18 protein-coding genes are annotated in these 16,224 nt (G+C 62.2%); 9 read left to right on the forward strand and 9 right to left on the reverse strand.

Annotated elements, in window-relative coordinates; all coding sequences use genetic code 11:
- Positions 1-480: 480 nt before the first annotated feature.
- From NKI88_RS22900 to NKI88_RS22910, 3 genes are all read right to left on the reverse strand, one after another.
- Positions 481-681 (reverse strand): hypothetical protein, encoded by a 201-nt coding sequence (locus NKI88_RS22900; protein ID WP_023684556.1) that lies wholly within the window; start codon positions 679-681, stop codon positions 481-483.
- 292 nt (positions 682-973) lie between these two features.
- Positions 974-1,783, reverse strand: a complete 810-nt coding sequence (locus tag NKI88_RS22905) for a L,D-transpeptidase (RefSeq protein WP_023735542.1) — start codon at positions 1,781-1,783, stop codon at positions 974-976.
- Between the two features lie 175 nt (positions 1,784-1,958).
- Complete coding sequence (locus NKI88_RS22910; protein ID WP_023834440.1) at positions 1,959-2,621, reverse strand: haloacid dehalogenase type II; 663 nt, start codon at positions 2,619-2,621, stop codon at positions 1,959-1,961.
- Positions 2,622-2,788: 167 nt separating this feature from the next.
- Between NKI88_RS22910 and NKI88_RS22915 the strand changes: the two genes are divergently transcribed.
- The 4 genes from NKI88_RS22915 to NKI88_RS22930 all read left to right on the forward strand — a co-directional run bounded on the left by NKI88_RS22915 (position 2,789) and on the right by NKI88_RS22930 (position 6,036).
- On the forward strand, positions 2,789-3,667 hold the full coding sequence (locus tag NKI88_RS22915) for a branched-chain amino acid aminotransferase (protein ID WP_023747501.1): 879 nt from the start codon (positions 2,789-2,791) through the stop codon (positions 3,665-3,667).
- A gap of 105 nt (positions 3,668-3,772) precedes the next feature.
- On the forward strand, positions 3,773-4,375 hold the full coding sequence (locus NKI88_RS22920; RefSeq protein WP_352657411.1) for a superoxide dismutase: 603 nt from the start codon (positions 3,773-3,775) through the stop codon (positions 4,373-4,375).
- Between the two features lie 263 nt (positions 4,376-4,638).
- Positions 4,639-5,076: a c-type cytochrome gene (locus tag NKI88_RS22925; RefSeq protein WP_352657414.1), complete on the forward strand. Its 438-nt coding sequence runs from the start codon at positions 4,639-4,641 to the stop codon at positions 5,074-5,076.
- A 9-nt stretch (positions 5,077-5,085) separates the two neighbouring features.
- Positions 5,086-6,036, forward strand: a complete 951-nt coding sequence (locus NKI88_RS22930) for a cytochrome c (RefSeq protein ID WP_352657416.1) — start codon at positions 5,086-5,088, stop codon at positions 6,034-6,036.
- Between the two features lie 20 nt (positions 6,037-6,056).
- Here the strand turns inward: NKI88_RS22930 and NKI88_RS22935 are convergent, their stop codons facing one another.
- The 3 genes from NKI88_RS22935 to NKI88_RS22945 form a co-directional block, all read right to left on the reverse strand.
- The gene (locus NKI88_RS22935) at positions 6,057-6,446 is read right to left on the reverse strand and encodes an SET domain-containing protein (protein WP_023673684.1); all 390 of its coding nucleotides are present in this window, start codon (positions 6,444-6,446) and stop codon (positions 6,057-6,059) included.
- 145 nt (positions 6,447-6,591) lie between these two features.
- Positions 6,592-7,218: a LysE family translocator gene (locus NKI88_RS22940; RefSeq protein ID WP_023692796.1), complete on the reverse strand. Its 627-nt coding sequence runs from the start codon at positions 7,216-7,218 to the stop codon at positions 6,592-6,594.
- The gene (locus NKI88_RS22945; protein ID WP_352657419.1) at positions 7,215-9,362 is read right to left on the reverse strand and encodes a S9 family peptidase; all 2,148 of its coding nucleotides are present in this window, start codon (positions 9,360-9,362) and stop codon (positions 7,215-7,217) included. The genes NKI88_RS22940 and NKI88_RS22945 overlap by 4 nt, the downstream gene beginning before the upstream one ends.
- Positions 9,363-9,476: 114 nt before the next feature.
- Between NKI88_RS22945 and NKI88_RS22950 the strand changes: the two genes are divergently transcribed.
- Together NKI88_RS22950 and NKI88_RS22955 are read left to right on the forward strand one after the other, a co-directional pair.
- The gene (locus tag NKI88_RS22950) at positions 9,477-9,851 is read left to right on the forward strand and encodes an SH3 domain-containing protein (protein WP_023702200.1); all 375 of its coding nucleotides are present in this window, start codon (positions 9,477-9,479) and stop codon (positions 9,849-9,851) included.
- 412 nt (positions 9,852-10,263) lie between these two features.
- On the forward strand, positions 10,264-10,689 hold the full coding sequence (locus NKI88_RS22955; protein ID WP_023673680.1) for a Ros/MucR family transcriptional regulator: 426 nt from the start codon (positions 10,264-10,266) through the stop codon (positions 10,687-10,689).
- A 126-nt stretch (positions 10,690-10,815) separates the two neighbouring features.
- Here NKI88_RS22955 and NKI88_RS22960 read toward each other — a convergent pair whose 3' ends face one another.
- The gene (locus NKI88_RS22960; protein WP_023673679.1) at positions 10,816-11,244 is read right to left on the reverse strand and encodes a SufE family protein; all 429 of its coding nucleotides are present in this window, start codon (positions 11,242-11,244) and stop codon (positions 10,816-10,818) included.
- Positions 11,245-11,360: 116 nt separating this feature from the next.
- Positions 11,361-11,729: a DUF5330 domain-containing protein gene (locus NKI88_RS22965; protein ID WP_023684546.1), complete on the reverse strand. Its 369-nt coding sequence runs from the start codon at positions 11,727-11,729 to the stop codon at positions 11,361-11,363.
- Between the two features lie 531 nt (positions 11,730-12,260).
- Between NKI88_RS22965 and NKI88_RS22970 the strand changes: the two genes are divergently transcribed.
- From NKI88_RS22970 to NKI88_RS22980, 3 genes are all read left to right on the forward strand, one after another.
- On the forward strand, positions 12,261-14,006 hold the full coding sequence (locus NKI88_RS22970) for a sensor histidine kinase (protein ID WP_352514274.1): 1,746 nt from the start codon (positions 12,261-12,263) through the stop codon (positions 14,004-14,006).
- Positions 13,981-14,769, forward strand: a complete 789-nt coding sequence (locus tag NKI88_RS22975) for a peptidoglycan-binding domain-containing protein (protein ID WP_352514203.1) — start codon at positions 13,981-13,983, stop codon at positions 14,767-14,769. Before NKI88_RS22970 ends, NKI88_RS22975 begins: the two co-directional genes overlap by 26 nt.
- Positions 14,770-14,841: 72 nt before the next feature.
- On the forward strand, positions 14,842-15,189 hold the full coding sequence (locus NKI88_RS22980) for a DUF1491 family protein (RefSeq protein ID WP_023698568.1): 348 nt from the start codon (positions 14,842-14,844) through the stop codon (positions 15,187-15,189).
- Here the strand turns inward: NKI88_RS22980 and NKI88_RS22985 are convergent.
- Entirely contained in the window at positions 15,176-16,186 is a 1,011-nt protein-coding gene (locus NKI88_RS22985; protein WP_352514204.1) for a hypothetical protein, read from the reverse strand. The genes NKI88_RS22980 and NKI88_RS22985 overlap by 14 nt on opposite strands.
- Positions 16,187-16,224 lie beyond the last annotated feature (38 nt).

Raw genomic sequence — 16,224 nt, forward strand, 5'->3', positions numbered from 1 at the left:
CGAACCATGGCTTCTTTCCCTTGTGCTTCTTCATGGCGGTGGCCAAATGGCCTTGATCCGAAAATCCCGCGAGGTAGGCGACTTCGGCGATGGCGACCCTCCGGGAGCGATCCAGGGCTGCGGACAGAGCATATCCCGCTCCCTCGCATGGTTGCTCTTCTGGGATTGGCATTTTCGGGGATTGTGTCGAGGGCGTGCCGATCGACCCGATCGGCGCCTGCGCTGCGTTCCTGAACCTCGCCCGCATTTTTCATTCAGCCTTGCCTCAGCCGCTTTGCCAGCCCATCGAAATTCCGTGCCGTGCAAACAGCCAACCCGGAAATCCGGACGGTAATTTGTATCCCCCATAGTCCTGCCCAAAGGCAGCGTAGCGCATCCCGCGGATAGAAAAAACATTGTAGGTGAAGAAAAAAGTTCGCGCGAGAAAAACATGGCCTGGCTTGGCCGGCGCTACGGAATTATCCGGCTCACGCAGGCCTGCTAAAGATCGCCTCGGCGTTTCTCGTACAGATCCCAGGACAGCTCGACCATGGCCAGAAGAACGTCTTCCTGGCTCCACCCGGCGGCAACCGCCGCCTCGACAATTCCGCGGACGAGCGGCAGCAATTGCCGCTCGCATTCGGCCGAAAGGTTGGCCTCGGCGCCGTCGGCAGGCGGACTATCGAAATCAAATCCCACCATCGGCGTTCCCCCGCCATCAATGATCTAATGAAATGTATGTCTCTGCAATCATACACCCGTCTAATATACATCAATCGGTAACGAAACACAGCAGCGTCGAGATTGACAGGGCATGGCCGCCCCGATTGCAGCGGCTCCATGGTTCGTCTGGACGTCTTTTTTGGCCTCCTGTTGCCGGCATTGCATATCTTGGATGCGAACCCCAGGCATTCGCGTAAAGCTATCGGAATCCTGGCGGGGGTTTGCCGCATGGAGCGGCGAACCTGCCGCTTCATGACATCGATGAAGTCGATCAGGTCACCGGGCCGAGCAGGACCGAGCCATCCGGCACCCCGCCATCGATCGGGATGGCTCTGCGGTTTGCGCCCGCCGCCATCGGCTGGCCGATGTCGGACGTCACGATGACCGGGCTCTTCGACGGCACGCGGTCGTAGAGGTCGATGATGTCCTGATTTATCAGGCGCACGCAGCCTGACGAGACGGATTTGCCGATCGAGTTCCATTCCGGCGAGCCATGCAGGCGGTAGAGCGTGTCGACGTTGTCGTGGAACAGGTAGAGCGCGCGGGCGCCGAGCGGGTTCTTGAGGCCGCCGGGCATGCCGCCGTTCTTGGCGCTGTATTCTTCCAGTTCAGGCTGGCGGGCAACCATCTCATCGGGCGGCGTCCATTTCGGCCATTTCTGCTTCCACTGGACGACGGCGTCTCCCGACCATTCGAAGCCGGCGCGGCCGAGGCCGACGCCGTAACGGATCGCCTGGCCGCCTTCGCGCACCAGATAGAGGAAATGGTTGGTCGTATCGACGATGATGGTGCCTGGCCGCTGGCCGGTCGGATCGGGAACGATCTGGCGCAGGAACTGCGGGTCCATCTTCTTGATCGGGATGGCCGGGAGCTCGAACCCGCTGTCGGAAATCGGGCCGTACATCGTCGCATAGTCGCCGAGCGGCGGCTCGTCATAGGTCGGCGGTGGCGGTTCGACCGGCGCCGGCGCCGGGCCGGTGGTGGTGCAGGCGGAGACCGCAATCGAAGCGGCGCCAAGGGCTGCAGCATTCAGAAAGCCGCGACGGCTCAGGCGATAGGGGTCGATTTCGGTCTTCAACATGGTTGCCTTTTTTAAGTCTCGAATCGCAAGAAAGCGTGAATGCCTTCAAGCGGCGCAGTGGTCGGCCTCCCCCAATGCCTGACGCGATAGGCGGTTCCGATTCTGGCCTGAGGGTGGACAAACAAAGGCGAAGCTGTGACCGCCCTGCCACTGTTGCTCGAAGGCAACAGAGTGATCAGCCGCCGGTCAGCAGGCCTTCAAGCGACGGCAGGATCAGCGCCGGCGGGAAATCCCGGTATTCCTCGGGCTGGTTGGCGCGGTTGATCCAGACGGTGCGAAAGCCGAATTTGGTGGCGCCGGCGATGTCCCAGCGGTTGGACGACTGGAACGAGACGGCGCCCGGATAGAGCCGCCAGCCCGTCGCCACCATGTCGTAGGTCGACGGGTCGGTCTTGAAGCGCCTGACGGCGTCGACCGAAAAGATATCGTCCAGCACCTGGTCGAGGGCGGCCGACTTGACCGCCGCTTCCAGCATCTCGGGCGAGCCGTTGGACAGGATTGCGAGCTTGGCGCCGGATGCTTTCAGCGCCTTGAGCACGGCCGGCACTTCCGGATAGCAGTCGAGCCGCCAATAGGCTTCGAGCAGCTTGGCCTTCAGTCCCTTGTCGGCGGAGGGAACCTTGAGCAGGGCGAAATCGAGCGCCTGTTCGGTGAGCTGCCAGAAATCGGCATAGCCGCCCATCAGCGTGCGCACCCAGGAATATTCCAGCTGCTTGGCGCGCCAGATTTCCGAAAGCAGCGGGCCGTCGGGGCCGATCTCGCCGTCATGACGGCGCACGGCTGCGTGCACGTCGAACAACGTGCCATAGGCGTCGAAAACGTAAGCCGCGTAATGCATGGCGACAGTTTTGAGGGCAGGCGGCGCAAGGTGCAAGCATCGATTGTAGTCTTGATCGCTTTGTTGGGCGCTCTGGCCTCAACAAAAACCGCTCCATGCCGGTTGACGGCGCCGGTCAAAGCATCTTCCAATGCTTGGCACAGGCAGCTTTGAAGCGGAACCGAACAATGACACTGGCGACTGCGGCGCTATCGGCGACATGGACCTTCGTCGACGGCGACTGGTACGAAGGCAACGTCGCCATTCTGGGTCCGCGCAGCCACGCCATGTGGCTCGGCACCAGCGTCTTCGACGGCGCCCGCTGGTTCGAAGGCGTCGCCCCCGATCTCGAACTGCATGCCGCCAGAGTGAACGCCTCGGCGATCGCGCTCGGCCTCGCGCCATCGATGAACGTCGACCAGATCGTCGGCCTGACCTGGGACGGGCTGAAGAAGTTCGACGGCAAGACAGCGGTCTACATCAGGCCGATGTACTGGGCCGAGCATGGCGGCTATATGGGCGTGCCGGCCGATCCGGCCTCGACCCGTTTCTGCCTCTGCCTTTACGAATCGCCGATGATCTCGCCGACCGGCTTTTCGATCACCGTGTCGCCGTTCCGGCGGCCGACCATCGAGACCATGCCGACCAATGCCAAGGCCGGCTGCCTCTATCCCAACAATGGCCGCGCCATTCTCGAAGCCAAGGGACGCGGCTTCGACAATGCGCTGGTGCTGGACATGCTGGGCAATGTCGCCGAGACCGGAACCTCGAACATCTTCCTGGTCAAGGACAGCCACGTGTTGACGCCGGCGCCCAACGGCACCTTCCTGTCCGGCATCACCCGCTCGCGCACCATGACGCTGCTTGGCGATTACGGCTTCAACACCACGGAGAAGATGCTGTCGGTGCGCGACTTTCTTGAAGCCGACGAGATATTTTCGACCGGAAATCATTCCAAGGTCGTGCCGATCACCCGCATCGAGGACCGCGATCTGCAGCCCGGGCCGGTGGCCAAGAAAGCGCGCGACCTTTATTGGGAATGGGCGCATTCGACTTCCGCCGGTTGAGCCGCTAAAAGGCAATTGGCGCTTCATTCCGGAGTTGTTCCAGATCAATGCAGCCCTATCTTAATCCGGTATCCGCACCGGATTTTTCCATGAGGAGTATGACCGATGGCTTTTGAATTGCCCGCCTTGCCCTACGACTACGAGGCCTTGCAGCCTTACATGTCGAAGGAGACGCTGGAGTATCACCACGACAAGCACCACAAGGCTTATGTCGACAACGGCAACAAGCTGGCCGCCGAAGCGGGCCTTGGCGATCTGTCGGTCGAAGAGGTGGTCAAACAGTCGTTCGGCAAGAATGCCGGCCTCTTCAACAACGCAGCCCAGCACTACAACCACATCCATTTCTGGAAGTGGATGAAGAAGGGCGGCGGCGGCAACAAGCTTCCGGGCGCCCTGCAGAAGGCTTTCGACGCCGACCTCGGCGGCTACGACAAGTTCAAGGCCGACTTCATCGCCGCCGGCACCACGCAGTTCGGTTCGGGCTGGGCCTGGGTCTCGGTCAAGGACGGCAAGCTGGCGATCTCCAAGACGCCGAACGGCGAGAACCCGCTCGTCCATGGCGCATCGCCGATCCTCGGCGTCGATGTCTGGGAACATTCCTACTACATCGACTACCGCAACGCGCGGCCGAAATATCTCGAGGCCTTCGTCGACAGCCTCATCAACTGGGACCATGTCCTTGAAATGTACGAAGAGGGTCGCGCATGACCCCGAAAATCGTCTTCGATCTTCGGAAAGGATCATGCGCAAAATCAAAGCGTTACAGCGTCCTTTGCGCGCCAGGAATGGCGCGCGGCGCTGTAAGAGCCTGATCGACCCAGAGAAGCCCCGGTACTCCGGGGCTTTTCTTTCTCAGCTGAAGCAGCAGGCACACAAAATTCGGCAGAATCCGGCCGGCGGACAGGGAATAATCCCGGCCCGCCCTCCGTTAACGTTAGGTCGCGACCCCTCATCATCCTGGAGCCAATTGAATGAGAAAGCTTGTTATCGCCATCTCTATGCTCAGCCTTGCCGCCTCGGCGGCTTTTGCCGACCCGATCCTCGACCGACAGGGACTGATGAAGGAACGAGGCAAGATTGTCGGCGGCCTGTCGAAGATCGCCAAGGGCGAAGCGGACTTCGATGCCGCCGCCGTGCTGACGGCGCTGCAGGCGCTGCAGGTCAACGCGGAAAAGTTCGATGTCGATACGCTGTTCCCGCCCGGCAGCGACAGCGGTGATACCACCGCCTCGCCCAAAATCTGGAAAGACATGGCGGGCTTCAAATCGACCGAAGACAAGTACCTCGCCGACGTCAAGGCCGCAGTCGCCGCCGCACCCGCCGATGTCGATGCGCTGAAGGCGCAGATCGATACGCTCGGCAGTGATTGCGGCACCTGCCACAAGACCTATCGGGTGAAGAAGAGCTGATCCCGGGCAATGCCCTTGTGGAAAAAATTTGTCGGCGCCGCCCTTGTCCTGGGCGTCGTCGGTGCCGGCGCCGGCTGGCTGTTGTCGGCGCCGGTCAAGCTCGACACTGACACCCTGGCGCAGCTCGGCCCCGGCGACGCCGCCAGGGGCAGGCGCATTTTCAATGCCGGCGGCTGCACCTCCTGTCACGCCAAGCCGGGCTCGCAAGGCGACGGCCGTTTGCAACTGGTCGGCGGCCTCGAGCTCAAGACGCCGTTCGGCACCTTCGTGCCGCCCAACATCTCGCAGGATCCCAAGGACGGCATCGGCGCCTGGACGGTCGAGGACCTTGCCAACGCCATGCTGAAGGGCGTGTCGCCGTCGGGCGAGCATTTCTATCCAGCCTTTCCCTACGCGTCCTACGCCCGCATGAAGCCGGCTGATATTGCCGATCTCTATGCGTTCCTGAAGACGCTGCCGGCGGTCGCCGGCAAGGCGCCCGACAATTCCCTGACTTTCCCCTTCAACATCCGCCGCGGCCTCGGCCTGTGGAAGCGGCTCCATCTCAGCAAGGAGCCGGTGACTGCCTTTGCCGATGGCACGCCTGATCTGGTACTCGCCGGCCGCTATCTGGTCGAGGGGCCCGGCCATTGCGGCGAATGCCACACGCCGCGCGATGTCACCGGCGGCACCAGGAAGAGCCAGTGGCTGGCTGGCGCGGCGGCCGCCGAAGGCAGCGGCATCGTGCCGAACATCACATCGGGCGAAGGCGGGCTCGGTGACTGGTCGGAAGCCGACATCGCCAACTATCTCGAAACCGGTTTTACCCCTGATTTCGATTCGGTCGGCGGCGCCATGGTCGACGTGCAGCGCAACATGGCCGAACTGCCGCCGGCAGATCGCGCGGCGATAGCCGCCTATCTCAAGGCGGTGCCGCCACATCCCAACGGCTACCCGGTGCGCAGCAAGCCGGCCAAGTGATCCCGGCTACAGGTGGCCATCTACAGGTGGCGATCGCCGAGGAAGTCGAAGCCCGTCTCGAAGAAATGGCTGTAATTGCAGGTCAGTTCCTCGCCGGGTGCGATGTCGCGCAAGGCATAGGTTTCCTCGGGCGAGGAGACATCGCAATTCGGTTCGTCGTCATGGTTCATGTAGCGGGCGTCGTCGGCTTCGAAGACGATGTAGTTCGGATCCCGGCGGTCTGGATAGGAATAACGGTCGAGATAGTTCTTCACCGGGCCGCTCTCGCCTTCATAGGTCTCGACGTCGATGATCCGGTCGAATCTGGGGTCGAGCTTCCAGACCAGCGTGCCCTTGGCAATGTGGTTCCTGGCGAAAACCCCGATGCCCTGGATCGGTGATTTCTCGAGATAGGTGTCGACGAGCAACATAGTGGCCCCTTTGCGTATGTCATGGTCTGGAAGGTGGCGCGCATGGGTAGCGCGCAGCCATTGCAAATGCGAGTGAAAATGAGCAGCCCGGAATTCAAAAAGTGACGACCGGCGCGCCTCGACAGGCGCGCCTTTCGCATCGACATCAGCGCTGCTGCAAAGCCAGACGAACGCCTAACGCGCAGTAGATGCCGCCAACCACCTTGCCTTGCCATTTCACCACCGACGGATTGCGGCGCAGGAACGTGCCGAGCCGGCCCGCACTCACGGCAAAGACGACTGTGCTGAAAAGGCCGAGCAGAACAAAGATTATGCCCAGCGTCATCAGCTGGAGCATCACCGATCCGTTTTCAGGCCGCACGAACTGGGGCAGGAAGGCGAGGAAGAAAAGCGCCGTCTTTGGATTAAGCACTTCGGTCAGGACAGCTTGACGAAACGCCTTGCTGGCGGAGATCGCGAGTGCGCCGGCAGTAGGGTCGGCCGGTATTCTCTCGATGATCGCGCGAATGCCGAGGTAAACCAGATACGCCGCGCCGATGTATTTTACGACGCTGAACAGCGTTGCCGAAGTGGCGATGATCGCCGAAATGCCGACCATCGCCATGATGGTATGGAACACATCGCCAGCCGCGACGCCCGCGCCCGTCGCGACGCCAACCCTGGTTCCGGAACTCGTCGCGCGCGCGACCGTCAAAAGCGTGGCTGGGCCAGGAATAAACACAAAGCCAAGCACAACCGCTATGTAAGCCGTCAAGGTGGATAGATCGATCATTGCGACGCCTCCGTTGCATTCTCAGCCTTGCCCGTAACCTCGGGTTCGGGCTTGGCCGTAACCTTGAGCGCGAAGGAGTAGGTATAGGCGATCTCCTCCAGCCTTGAAAAGCGGCCGGAGGCGCCGGCATGGCCGGAATCCATGTTGATCTTGAACAGCACCGGATTGTCGCCGCTCTTGCGCTCGCGCAGCCGGGCCACCCATTTGGCCGGCTCCCAATAGGTGACGCGCGGATCGGTGAGGCCGGCCAGCGCCAGTATCGGCGGGTAGTCGTGATCGGCGACATTGTCATAGGGTGAGTAGGCGGCGATCGTTTGGTAATCTTCCGCCGACGCGATCGGGTTGCCCCATTCCGGCCACTCCGGCGGCGTCAGCGGCAAGCTTGCGTCGAGCATCGTGGTCAGCACGTCGACAAAGGGAACCTCGGCAACGATGGCGCCGAAATTTTGCGGCGCCATGTTGGCGATCGCACCCATCAGCATGCCGCCGGCCGAGCCGCCTTGCGCGACGATGCGGTCGTGATGGGTGTAACGCTCGGCGACGAGATGCTGCGCGACGGCGATGAAATCGGTGAACGTGTTCATCTTGTGCGCCCGTTTGCCGTCGTCATACCAGCCATAGCCCTTGTCCTTGCCGCCGCGGACATGGGCGATGGCAAAGACAAAGCCACGGTCGACCAGCGAGAACCAGTTGGTGTTGAACGCCGCCGGAATGGCAATGCCGTAAGAGCCGTAGCCGTAAAGCAGGCACGGTGCGGAGCCATCGAGCGGCGTGTCGCGGTGGTGCAGCAGCGAGACCGGCACCAGTTCGCCATCGGCGGCCGGCGCCATCAACCGGCGCGTGACATAATGATCCGGATTGTGACCGGACGGCACTTCCTGGGTCTTCAGCAGCACACGCTCGCGGCTGCGCATATTGTAGTCGAAGACCTGCGCCGGGGTCGTCATCGACGAATAGGTGAAGCGCATGATCTCGGTGTCGTATTCATAGGACCCCGACAGGCCGAGCGAGAACGCCTCTTCGTCGAACGAGATCAGATGCTCCTCGCCGCTGCGGCGATCGCGAACGACGATGCGCGGCAGCCCTTCCTTGCGCTCGAGCCTGACCATATGATCCCTGAAGCCGACCACCGACAGGATCAGCCGGCCTGGCTCGTGCGCCACCAGCTCTTCCCAATTGGCGCGAACCGGGTCATCAGCCGGCGCCGTCATGATCTTGAAGTCCTTGGCGCCGTCGGCATTGGTGAGGACGAAGAAGATGTCGCCGCCTTCTTCCAGATCATATTGCAGGCCAGTCTCGCGCTTTGCCACCAGCTTTGGCTCGGCGAAAGGCTCATCGGCGCGCATCAGGTGATATTCCGAGGTTTCGTGATCGTTGATCCCGATCATGATCCATTCGTTGGAGCGCGTGCCGCCGACATCCATGAAGAAGCCGGGATCGGTTTCCTCATAAATCAGCCGGTCATTAAGGGGGCTGCCGCCGAGCGCGTGGAACAGCACCTTGGACGGGCGATGATTGTCGTCGAGCCTTGTGTAGAAGAAGCCGTCATCGGCGGCATTCCAGACGCCGCCACCACTGGTGGCCTCGATCTGGTCGCTCAGTTCCTTGCCGCTGGTGAGATCGCGCACGCGAAGTGTGAAGAATTCAGAGCCCTTGTCGTCGAACGCCCACAACAGCTTGCGGTGATCGGCCGAATGGTCGACGCCGCCGAGGCGGAAATAGGGCTTGCCCTCGGCTTCCGCGTCGCCATCGAGCAGGATCTGCTCATCGCCGCCATCGCGCGGCATGCGGAAATAGCGGGGCTGTTCGCCGCCAAGCTTGAAGGATGAGCCGTAAGCATAGGGGCCATCCTTCATCGGCACCGTCGAATCATCTTCCTTGATGCGCCCCTTCATCTCGCCGAACAGCTGCTTCCGAAGCTCTAGCGTATCGGCCATAAGCACTGCTTGATAGGCGTTTTCGGCTTCGAGATGGGCGCGGATGCGGCCCTCAAGCAGGGAAGGGTCCCTGAACATCGCCTGCCAGTTCTCGGCCCTCAGCCAGGCATAGTCATCTGTGCGGGTAATGCCGTGATGCGTGTCGAAGACGGGGTGTTTCTCGGGGCTCGGCGGGCTGGCGGTCGGAAAAGCTGAGGTCTTGGTCATTGCGTCTCACTGAAGAAATTACTTGAATGGCAAATGAACACGCCGATCAGCGCGGGTTCAAGGGCCGGGATGTATTGGTTGCGGCGGGCTCGGGAGATGAGCCAAAAGGAGAGGATGATGAATTTCCATATCAACACCGCTGCGGCTCTCGCCGTCGTCGCTTCGACCGTTCTGGCTTTCACCGGCCAGTCTCATGCAACCGCGTTCGCCGCTTGGCAAGTGGCTGGCGTGCCGTTCGGCGACACGCTCAACGTTCGCAAATATCCGTCCGGCACCTCGCAGAAGCAGGCCGCCTATCCCAACGGGACGATCCTGCAGATGACCGGCAAGTGCACCGGCGGCTTGAATCTTCTGGAGATCGCCGGCCAGCCGCACTGGAAACAGAAACAGGCAATTCGCTATCAATGGTGTCAAGTTTGGCACGACCCGGCGCAAAATGGTGGTTTTGTTAGTGGCTGGGTCTATGGAAAATACCTCACGCCGTATTGAATCCGGTCAGACCGAAGATCTTCTTCGGCGTGTTTCGCCAACGCTTTGCAACTTGCGGTTTGGTACGAATCCGACAATCAGCCGCCCAAACCTCGAAGCATAGACCAAGCATCGCTGCCCACTTTATGAGTCCTTGCTGATTTAGCGGTGGTGTGACCTTACGTCATGCTAGTCCTGGTCCGACCAGAAAATATCGCGAAGTTACAGAGTGCACGAAAGATTGAAGCTGAAGAGCGACTATTCGATGAATATCGTTGAATATAGCGCAAGATGCGAATTGACTTACTTTGTCTGTGGGCTCATTAAGATGCCCGGACGCGAATCCATGAAGCTCTTCCCGCGTGAAATTCGCGCCATGCCCGATCTTCCAAAAAGGGCGCAAACAGAAACATCCTTCGTTGGGGCCTAAACCATGGATATCGTCGAAACACCTTCCAGAAATAGCGATGCGCTGATCGAGCTGACCGCCGATGTGGTGGCAGCCTATGTCAGCAACAATCCCGTGCCGGTCGGCGAATTGCCGAACCTTATCGCTGATGTCCATGCCGCTCTCGGGCGCGTGGGCGGAGCAAGCGAACAGCCTCCGGCCGACAAGCAGAAGCCTGCGGTAAACCCGAAGCGCTCTGTTCATGACGATTACATCGTCTGCCTTGAAGATGGCAAGAAGTTCAAGTCGCTGAAGCGCCACCTGATGACCCATTACGGTCTGACGCCCGATGAATACCGCGAGAAGTGGAATCTCGACGCCAGCTATCCGATGGTTGCCCCCAACTATGCCGCTGCCCGTTCGCAGCTGGCCAAGAAGATGGGCCTCGGCCGCAAGCGCAAGGGGCGGTAACACCGGCTCCAATGGACAAGATCAACGGCGCCCCTTACGGCGCCGTTTTTGTTCCTAGAACAATTCCAGGAAAACTGCCGAGCGCTTTCCCTTGGAATTGCGTCGAAAGAAGAGAAGATAGAGCAATCAAGCAGTCTGCTTGAGAGCCATCTCGGCGTCCCGCTTGACGCGCTTGACCATCGAGCGCAGGCCATTGGCCCGCTGCGGCGACAGATGTTCGTCGAGGCCAAGCGACCTCAGCGTCGCCTCGGCGTCCGTTTCAAGGATCTGGCTGGCAGTCCGTCCCGAAAACAGCGCCAGCATGATGGCGACCAGACCGCGCACGATATGAGCGTCTGAATCGCCTGTGAAGGTGATGACCGGATCGGCGCCCGGCGCTCGGCTCGTGGTCAGCCAGACCTGGCTGACGCAGCCCGGCACCTTGTTGGCGGCGTTGCGTTCGGCGTCGGGAAATGGCGGCAGCGCTTCGCCGAGCTCGATCACATAGCGATAGCGGTCTTCCCACTCGTCGAGCAGGGAGAAGTCGTCGCGGATCGTCTGGATCGTCGTGGCCATTGCTCGGGATATAGTCATCCGCGGCTGCGGCGTCACGGAAAAAGAAGAAAAGCACCGCAGGCATCGAGAGGTCCGACCGGCCTGCGGTGTCGCTGTAGATACAGCTGAAACGGTGTTTAGTTCTTCGCCACCAGCTTGGCAGGTATGTTGACTGTCGCCGGCAGCACGATGTCCTTGGCGACGCTGCCGGTGGCCAGCGATGTATCGGGCGAGGTCTCGGCGCTCTTGTCGTCCAGCATGGCGGCGGCGATCTTGGCGGTTTCCTTGGCCCGGGCGCTGATCGTATGCATCGCCGACTTGCCGGTTTCGCAGACGTCCGGCTTACGCTCGCAAATGCCGGCGATGTCGCCGACCGCTTCGCGCGCCGCAAAAAGCGCCTGGAACGGCCCGACGCTTTCGCGGCCATCCTCGTCGGGGCCGACGGTCAGCGGCAGCGCCAGCAACACCAGCGAAAACCAGAACGCCATTCTTATCAAAAAGCCCATCGATCTGCCCTCTCGTCCAATGACCGGATCATGCGTCCATGCGCAATGACCTCTTTATATCAGCGACAATGGCACATGAGGCGCAAAGGACGGCTTTCCTGCTCAGCGAAAATTTTCCTCAAATTTTAGGCAAATTCGAAGCGAGGCGTTTTGCAGTGCATTAGCCTCAAATGCCGGCAATTTTCTTAACCTTGCAGTAACCATCTAAGCGATTGTTGCGCATGGATATCTTCAGAAGAGCAGGCATGCCGGCTCAGGGTTTCGCAGCCACGGGCACGCCCTTTGCACATAACGCTCCGTTTACTATGGCTACAAATGGCGGTGCATTCCGGTGCCGGCGCTCCAATTTTTGCCGCAGCGCGCTCGTTGTTCCGGTCAGCCTTATTCATTCCTTAAACGCTGGATGCGAGTTTCAAACAAGCAAAAGCGACCTGCAAAGCAGGGCAGTCACGACCGGGTGCGAGTGCGTTGAGTTTGACAACTGCCAGATACATTGAACTGCCTGGCGCGCTGGCGGCCGGTTGCGAACGCATGGTCCATCCGGCCATCATCGGCCAGGGCGATCGCCTGCGCCAGCGCCGGTTCATCGGCATCATGCTTGCCGCTCCGTTCTTCGCCGCCGGTGCGGCGGTGACACTGGTCACCTCGGGCATGGGCGCCGCCGTCACCGTCGCAACCATTTTCGCCGCCTTCGGTCTTTGCTGGTTCGCCGCCTTGCTGGTGGCGGCGTCGGGCAAGATGACGCTGGCAGCCCAGGTTGCCCTTGCCGCCGGCGGTCTTGCCCTTGCCGGCGCCGTCGCGGCAGCAGGCGGCCTGGCGTCGCCGGTTGCGCTGCTGGCCCTGGCACTGCCATTCGAGGCCTGGTGGATCGGCGGTTCAAAGCGCGCGGCACTTTGGGGCGGCCTCTCAACCTTGGCCGCAATGCTGCTGCAGCCCTTTGTCGGCTCTGTCGTCCCGCTCGGAGGGGCGCAAGTCGCGGCGTGGCACTGGCTGCTGCCGCTCGCCTGGGGCCTGACGCTGGTTCCCCGGCTCGCAGCCCTCGGCGATGCCGCACGCGCGCAGCCCGCGCTGCTTCCAAACGACCGCCTTGAAGATATGATCGACGCCGTTGTCCTGCATGTCGCCCGGCATGGCGAGGTCCTGGATGCCTCGGCCAAGGCGCGCACCATCCTGAAGCTGCCGCCGGAACTGCTTTTCGGCGCCGGGCTGTTCGACCGCATCCACCTGTCCGATCGCGTCGCTTATCTCAGCGCGCTTGCCGACATGCGCGATGGCGCCCTGGCGCGCCGGCTCGATCTTCGGGTAAGGCTGCCGCAGGACGGCAGCGCCTCGACGGCCGACAATTACCGGCCATTTCAGCTCGAACTGATGCGTGCCGAAGAGCAGCAGGAGACCTTCACCCTGCTGCTGCGCGAGAACGACGAGACTGCCGAATTGCGCGACGAGCTTGCTGCCGCCAATGAGGCCGCAGCGTCGGCCGAGGTGGCAAAGGGCCGCTTCCTGGCGGTCGTCAGCCATGAGCTTCGGACGCCGCTCAACGCCATCATCGGTTTTTCCGACATGCTGCTGCATGAGATGTTCGGCGGCTTCAAGGACCCGCGCCAGAAGGAGTATGTCAGCCTGGTGAAGGAGTCGGGCCAGCATCTGCTTGCCGTCGTCACCTCCATCCTTGATGTCTCGAGGATCGAGGCCGGCGCCTACGCGACCGAGCCCGAACCGTTCCGATTCATCGAAGCGGTCGAGATGTGCCAGTCGATGATGCAGCTGCAGGCGAATGCCAAGAACATCGATCTCCAGGCGCAGATTGCGCCGGACGCCGGGGAGATCAATGCCGACCGTCGTGCCGTGCAGCAGATCCTGATCAACCTCGTCTCCAATGCGGTCAAGTTCACGCCCGATGGCGGCAATGTCGTCGTCGGCGCCAAGCGGATCGGCTCGCGGCTGCATTTCTGGGTCAGGGACACCGGCATCGGCATCGCCGAGGAAGATTTTGTCAATCTCGGAAAGCCGTTCATGCAGATCCAGAATGACTATACGCGCCGCTTCGAGGGCACCGGGCTCGGCCTGTCGCTGGTCAAGGGCCTGGTGGCGCTGCACGACGGCACGATGTCGATCGAAAGCATGCCGGGCGAGGGGACGACGGTCACGATCAGCCTGCCGGTGAACGGGCCGAAGAGGAGCGCGACCGACAGGAACGGCGTGCTGCCGATGCCCGCGACCAGGACGAAAGGCGACGCGAAAGGGGACAGGAATGGCTCGCTCCGCAAAACAGCCTAAGGCGGTCAAGCGCCGCAGCGGCGCGTTCGAGGCCGGCGCGATTGCGCTCGGCGGCGCGATCTCGCGCAATCCGGTCCTGGTCGGCGGGTCGACCGCCTTCCTGGTGACGCTGTTCTACGTTTCCGCCAACGCGCTGTGGTACCAGCCGTTTCCGCATGCCGGCGCCTTCTTCGCCACCCGCAGCATCGAGGGTTTTCCGCACCCCGGCGCGGACGAACCCGAAACCACCATCAACATCCTGCGGCCCGGCCCGGCACCGGTCAAAAGCGACCCGACCGTCGAGCAGGTCCAGGGCATCCTGAAGGATCTCGATTTCTACACGGGAACGGTCGACGGCATTTCCGGGCCGAATACCCAAAAGGCGATCCAGGCATACCAGCAGAAAGTTGGCCTGCCGGCCTCCGGTGAGATCGACGCCGTCCTGCTCGACCAGCTCGGCGCCAAGCAGACAACAGCTGGCATCCCGCATCCTGTGCCGAGGCCCGTGGATATGGCCGCCGCTCGAGTTGCCGCGCCCGAGGCCGCGCCTGCGCTCATCCCGGTTTCCGCGTCGGTATCCGCCCAGGCGCCCGATGCCCGCATCGTCAAGATCCAGGCCGGCCTGAAGGCATTCGGCAATGACGACATGCAACTCGACGGCGTCGTCGGCGCCCGCACCAAGGCGGCGATCAAGGAATTCCAGTCGCTGTTCGGCCTGCCGGAAACGGGCGAGCCCGACGAGGTCGTCTACGTCAAGATGCGCGAGATCGGCCTGACCAATTGAGGGTCAAGACGACCGCTCGCGGATAGCCGAAAATCCGGCTAAGACGCCGCGCATGTCCTCCGGAGCCTCGTCATGCGCGTAACCACCGAGTTTTGGGTGTCGGCCCTGCTGCGCCGTGTGTTCGGCGCCGGCGGCTTTGCGGCCGTCGTCAAGCGCGGCGCGACCGAGGCCGGCGCTGTCTTCGTGCTCTCCCGCGGCAGGCTGGGCGACGTCTCCCTGTTCGGCCCGGCGCCGCAGACGAGCTACGATTCGGACAAACCGGATGATCGCTTTTTCACGCTGCTCGGCGCCGGCGACGATGCCGCCGCGCTTGACGCCAGGCTTGAGCGGGAGAAAAAATTCGATCCCGACATCTGGGTGGTCGAAATCGAGGCCGGAACGGTTTCCGTCGAGGAGCTTCTCTCCGTCAAGACGCCTTGAGGCTGGCCCCTAAGCTGGCTTTGTCGACGTCCGGCGCTTGGTCGCCATTCGCGGCGACAGGGGTGTTGCCGCGCACCGCTCGCGACAATGTTTCGGCCTTCCAGCCGCGCACCTTGTCGAGCGCCGCCTCGTGGTGCAGCAGCCGGTAGCGGTCGAGGAAGATGCGGATCGCCTGCGGGTGCGGAAACTCCCGGGGGTAAACCGCGACCACGATCAGGAATGCCCTGTCCTCACTGAGGTCGAGCGCCCGCAGCGCGGCGAGCAGCGAGACATAGCTCGAATGCTCGGTCAGCGACCGCGCCGTCGAGAAGTCGATGTCGAGCGCGTCGGCAAGCGCGGTCTGGAAGAAGGCGGCGTTGCCGGTCAGCGCCGTCTCGCGCAGCTTGCTGTAAGTTGCTAAGCCGACGAAGGGATTGACCGATGTCGCCTCGCCCTCGGCGAGCATCATCGAGCGCAGGCGGCGCCTGGCGGTTTCGGCGGCGCTGCCGGGCAGTTTTGGTGCGCTGGGAGCGGCGGCAGCGGCTTCGGCGTCGGCGCCCGCCACGTCGGCGATCGGCTCGGGCTGCCGCACGCGCACCAGGGTCGGCTTTTCCAGCGCCTTGATCAACTGCGCGATGGTCGGGTTCAAATCCTTGCGGCGGGCAATGGCGCGCGCATGCGGCAGGCCGTGGCGGCCGATCAACGCGATCAGGTCGATGTCGCCCAGCGCCCGCGAACGGACGAGCAAGGGCGCGCAGACATCGACCGGCTCCTCGCAAAGCCGCCGCACCAGGGCGGCCGGCGCATATTCGCATTCGGACAGGGCGGCGGCGACATAGCGGCGCGATTCGTCCGGCACGCTGTCGAACAGCGGCAGCGTCAGATCCTCGAGCTGGGCGATCTCGCGGCGCGACGGGCGGGTCAGCGAGCAGAACGCCGACACGGCGGCGCGAAACAGCCTTTCGGCTTTTCCCGATTCTGTCCGTATGGCGATTTGCCTGAAATCCGAAGCTGACACGGAAGATACGCCCGACACTCGACACAACCCGGACCATG

It is taken from the genome of Mesorhizobium sp. M0317, assembly GCF_040321555.1.
GTDB lineage: Bacteria > Pseudomonadota > Alphaproteobacteria > Rhizobiales > Rhizobiaceae > Mesorhizobium.